The organism is Actinomadura rubrisoli (genome assembly GCF_004349215.1).
In the GTDB taxonomy this organism is placed as follows: Bacteria; Actinomycetota; Actinomycetes; order Streptosporangiales; family Streptosporangiaceae; genus Spirillospora; species Spirillospora rubrisoli.
Map to the genome: position 1 here is coordinate 1 of NZ_SMKU01000565.1, position 3,409 is coordinate 3,409.

Here is a 3,409-nt window from a genome sequence, read left to right on the forward strand (position 1 = left end):
GCCGGCCGCCCAAGACGCCACCCCGGCGTGATGCCCCGGCCCGTCCCGGCTCCGTAGCCTCACCGGTCATGGACGCAACCATCGAAGTGCAGGGCCTGCGCAAACGGTACGGGCCGACCGTCGCCGTGGACGGGCTGTCGTTCACCGTCGGGCCCGGCCAGGTCACCGGTTTCGTCGGCCCCAACGGCGCGGGCAAGTCCACCACCATGCGGATGATCCTGGGGCTGGACCGGCCCGACGGCGGCACCGCGCTGGTGGGCGGGCGCCCCTACCGGACGCTGCGGACGCCGCTGTGCCGCCTCGGCGCGATGCTGGACGCCGCCGCCGTGCACCCCGCCCGCCGCGCCCGCGACCACCTGCTGTGGCTCGCGCACGCCAATGGGCTCCCGTCGCGCCGGGTGGACGAGGTGATCGAGCTGGCCGGGCTGGCGGGCGTCGCGCGGCGCCCGGCCGGGGGCTACTCCCTGGGCATGCGCCAGCGACTGGGCATCGCCGCCGCGCTGCTGGGCGACCCGCCGGTGCTGATGTTCGACGAGCCGGTCAACGGCCTGGACCCCGAAGGGATCACCTGGATCCGGGGGCTGCTGCGGTCGCTGGCCGCCGAGGGACGCGCGGTGCTGGTCTCCAGCCACCTGATGAGCGAGCTGGAGGGCGGCGCCGACCACCTGGTGGTGATCGGGCGCGGCCGGCTGATCGCCGACACCGGCGTCGCGGAGCTGCTGGACGCCGCGTCCGGCGGGCGGGTGCACCTGCGCACCACCGGCCGCCAGGAGGCGATGACGGTGCTGGCGCACGCGGGCGCGACGGTCGCGGCCGACGGGCGGGACGCGGTGACGGTGTCCGGGCTGCCCTCCGAGCGGATCATCGCGCTGCTGACCGGGGCCGGGGTGCCGTTCTCGGGCATCGCCGAGCACCGGGCGTCGCTGGAGGAGGCGTACATGGAGCTGACCAGGGACGCGGTGGAGTTCCACGCCGTCACCGGACGGGAGCGGTCATGACCGCGGTCACCCCCTACAAGAGCACCGTCCAGGACACCGCCCGCGACGGCTTCGGGCGGCTGCTGCTGGCCGAGTGGACCAAGCTGCGGTCGGTGCCCCGCTGGATGCTGACGCTGGGCGCGGCGGCGGTGCTGACCATCCTGGTCGCGCTGCTCACCGCCTCGGGGACGGAGTCCAGCGGGGACGGCGAGGGCGGGGCCGGGCCCCCGAGCCGCCTGAAGGCGATCACCGACCAGGGCCACCTCACCTACCGGACGCTGGAGGGCGACGGGAGCATCACCGCCCGCGTCGCCTCCCAGCAGGGCGCCGACCCGTGGGCCAAGGCCGGCCTGATGATCCGCCGGAGCGCCGAGCGCGGCGCGCCCTACGCGGCGATCATGGTGACGCCGCGGCACGGCGTGCGGGTGCAGACCGGCTACCGCGGCGGCGGCGCCGGCGGCGGGACGGTCACCGCACCGCGCTGGCTCAGGCTGACCCGCGCCGGCGCGACCGTGACCGGCTACGCATCGGCGGACGGACGCACCTGGAACCGGGTCGGCGCGGTGACCCTGGACGGGCTGCCGCCCTCGGCCCTGGCGGGGCTGTTCGTGGCGACCCCCGACAAGATCAAAGTGGAGCGGCAGTTCGGCGGCGAGGTCGTCTCCGGGCAGCCCGCCGACACCACCGCCGCCTTCGACCACGTGGCGCTCGCGCCCGCCCGTCCGCAGGCCGACACGCCGTGGCGCGACCGCAGCGGGCCGGGCGGCCCCGCCCGCGAGCAGGTCGGCGGGTCGACCCGGTCCGGCGGCACGTTCACCCTGGCCGGGTCGGGTGACGTCGGGCCCGACGAGTTCGCCGACGACATCACCCAGACCACCCTCACCGGCCTGCTGATCGGGCAGGCCGCGATCGTCGCGCTGGCGGTGCTGTTCGTCACCGCCGAATACCGGCGCGGCACGATCCGCACCACGTTCGCCGCGAGCCCCCGCCGCGGCCGGGTGCTGGCCGCCAAGGCCGTCGTGGCCGGGCTCGCCGCGTTCGCCGCCGGGCTCGCCGCCGGGTTCGGGTCGCTGCTGCTGGCCGCTCCGGTGCTGCGCTCGCACGGGATGTCGCCGCCGTCGCCGGCCGAGGGGCCGGTGCTGCGGGCGGCGATCGGCACGGCGCTGCTGCTGGCGGTGATCGCGGTGTTCAGCCTGGCCATGGCGACGATCATGCGGCGCAGCGCCCCCGCGATCACGGTGGTCCTGCTGCTGCTGCTCGTCCCGCAGATCGTCGCGACGGGACTGCCGGTGGCGGCGGCGCGGTGGGTGGAGCGCCTCACCCCGGCGGCCGGGTTCGCGATCCAGCACACCGTCCACCGCTACGACACCGCCATCGGTCCCTGGGCCGGGCTCGGGGTGCTGTGCGCCTACACCGCGGTCGCGGTGGCCGCCGCGGCGTGGCTGCTGAGGCGGCGCGACGCATGAGGCCCCCCACGACCGGGCGCGCCGCGGGCCACCGCCCCGGCACCGGGCACGCCGCCGCGGCCGGCGCGCCCCTGCGCGGCGCCCTGCACGCCGAGTGGACCAAGCTGCGGACCCTGCGCAGCACCGCGTGGCTGCTGCTGGCCCTGGCCGCGACGACCGTCCTGACCGGGGCGGCGGCGACGGCCGCCGTCGACACCTCCCACTGCGCCACGCCCGCCGGGTGCATGGAGGACACCCCCAAGCTGAGCCTGTCGGGCGTGCGGCTCGGGCAGGTCGCCGCCGTCGTGCTCGGCGTGCTGGCGATCGGCGGGGAGTACGCCACCGGGACGATCGGCGCGACCCTGGCCGCCGTCCCGAGGCGCGGCACGGCGCTGCTGGCCAAGGCCGCCGTGGTCGCCGGGGCCGTCGCCGCCGCCGGGACGCTCGGGGTGCTGGGCTCGCTGGCGGCGGGACGGCTGATCCTGCCCGGCAACGGGTTCAGCGCCGCCAACGGCCACCCGCCGCCGTCCCTGGCCGACGGGCCGACCGCGCGGGCGGCGTTCGGGACGGTGCTGTACCTGGTCCTGGTCGCGCTGCTGGCCCTGGGCGCCGGCGCGGCCCTGCGGGACTCGGCCGGGGCGATCACGGCGGTGCTGGCGCTGCTGTGGATCATCCCGGGGATCACCCGGTTCGTAGGCGACGCCCGCTGGCAGGAACGGCTGGACAAGTACGCGCCGATGCCGGCGGGGCTGGCGGTCCAGGCGACCCGGGAGCTGGACCGGCTGCCGATCGGGCCGTGGCCGGGCCTGGCGGTCCTGGCCGCCTACACCGCCGCCGCGCTGCTGGTCGGCGGCGCGCTGTTCCTCACCCGCGACGCCTGACAGGCCCGAGCGGGGGCCGGGCATCGAGTGCGGGACGAGCGGCCGGGCGGGCGACGAGCGGCCGGGCGGGCTCGGGGCGAGCGCGAGGCGCGCCCGAGACCGGGCG

General features: G+C 77.5%; 3 protein-coding genes. All 3 read left to right on the plus strand.

Annotated features, from left to right (window positions below; genetic code table 11):
• Positions 1-68: 68 nt before the first annotated feature.
• From E1298_RS45345 to E1298_RS45355, 3 genes are read left to right on the plus strand one after another with little or no spacing between them, the layout of a single operon-like run.
• The gene (locus tag E1298_RS45345; RefSeq protein ID WP_131903556.1) at positions 69-998 is read left to right on the plus strand and encodes an ABC transporter ATP-binding protein; all 930 of its coding nucleotides are present in this window, start codon (positions 69-71) and stop codon (positions 996-998) included.
• Positions 995-2,443: a DUF1349 domain-containing protein gene (locus E1298_RS45350; protein WP_131903557.1), complete on the plus strand. Its 1,449-nt coding sequence runs from the start codon at positions 995-997 to the stop codon at positions 2,441-2,443. The genes E1298_RS45345 and E1298_RS45350 overlap by 4 nt, the downstream gene beginning before the upstream one ends.
• Complete coding sequence (locus E1298_RS45355) at positions 2,440-3,303, plus strand: ABC transporter permease (RefSeq protein WP_131903558.1); 864 nt, start codon at positions 2,440-2,442, stop codon at positions 3,301-3,303. Before E1298_RS45350 ends, E1298_RS45355 begins: the two co-directional genes overlap by 4 nt.
• Positions 3,304-3,409 lie beyond the last annotated feature (106 nt).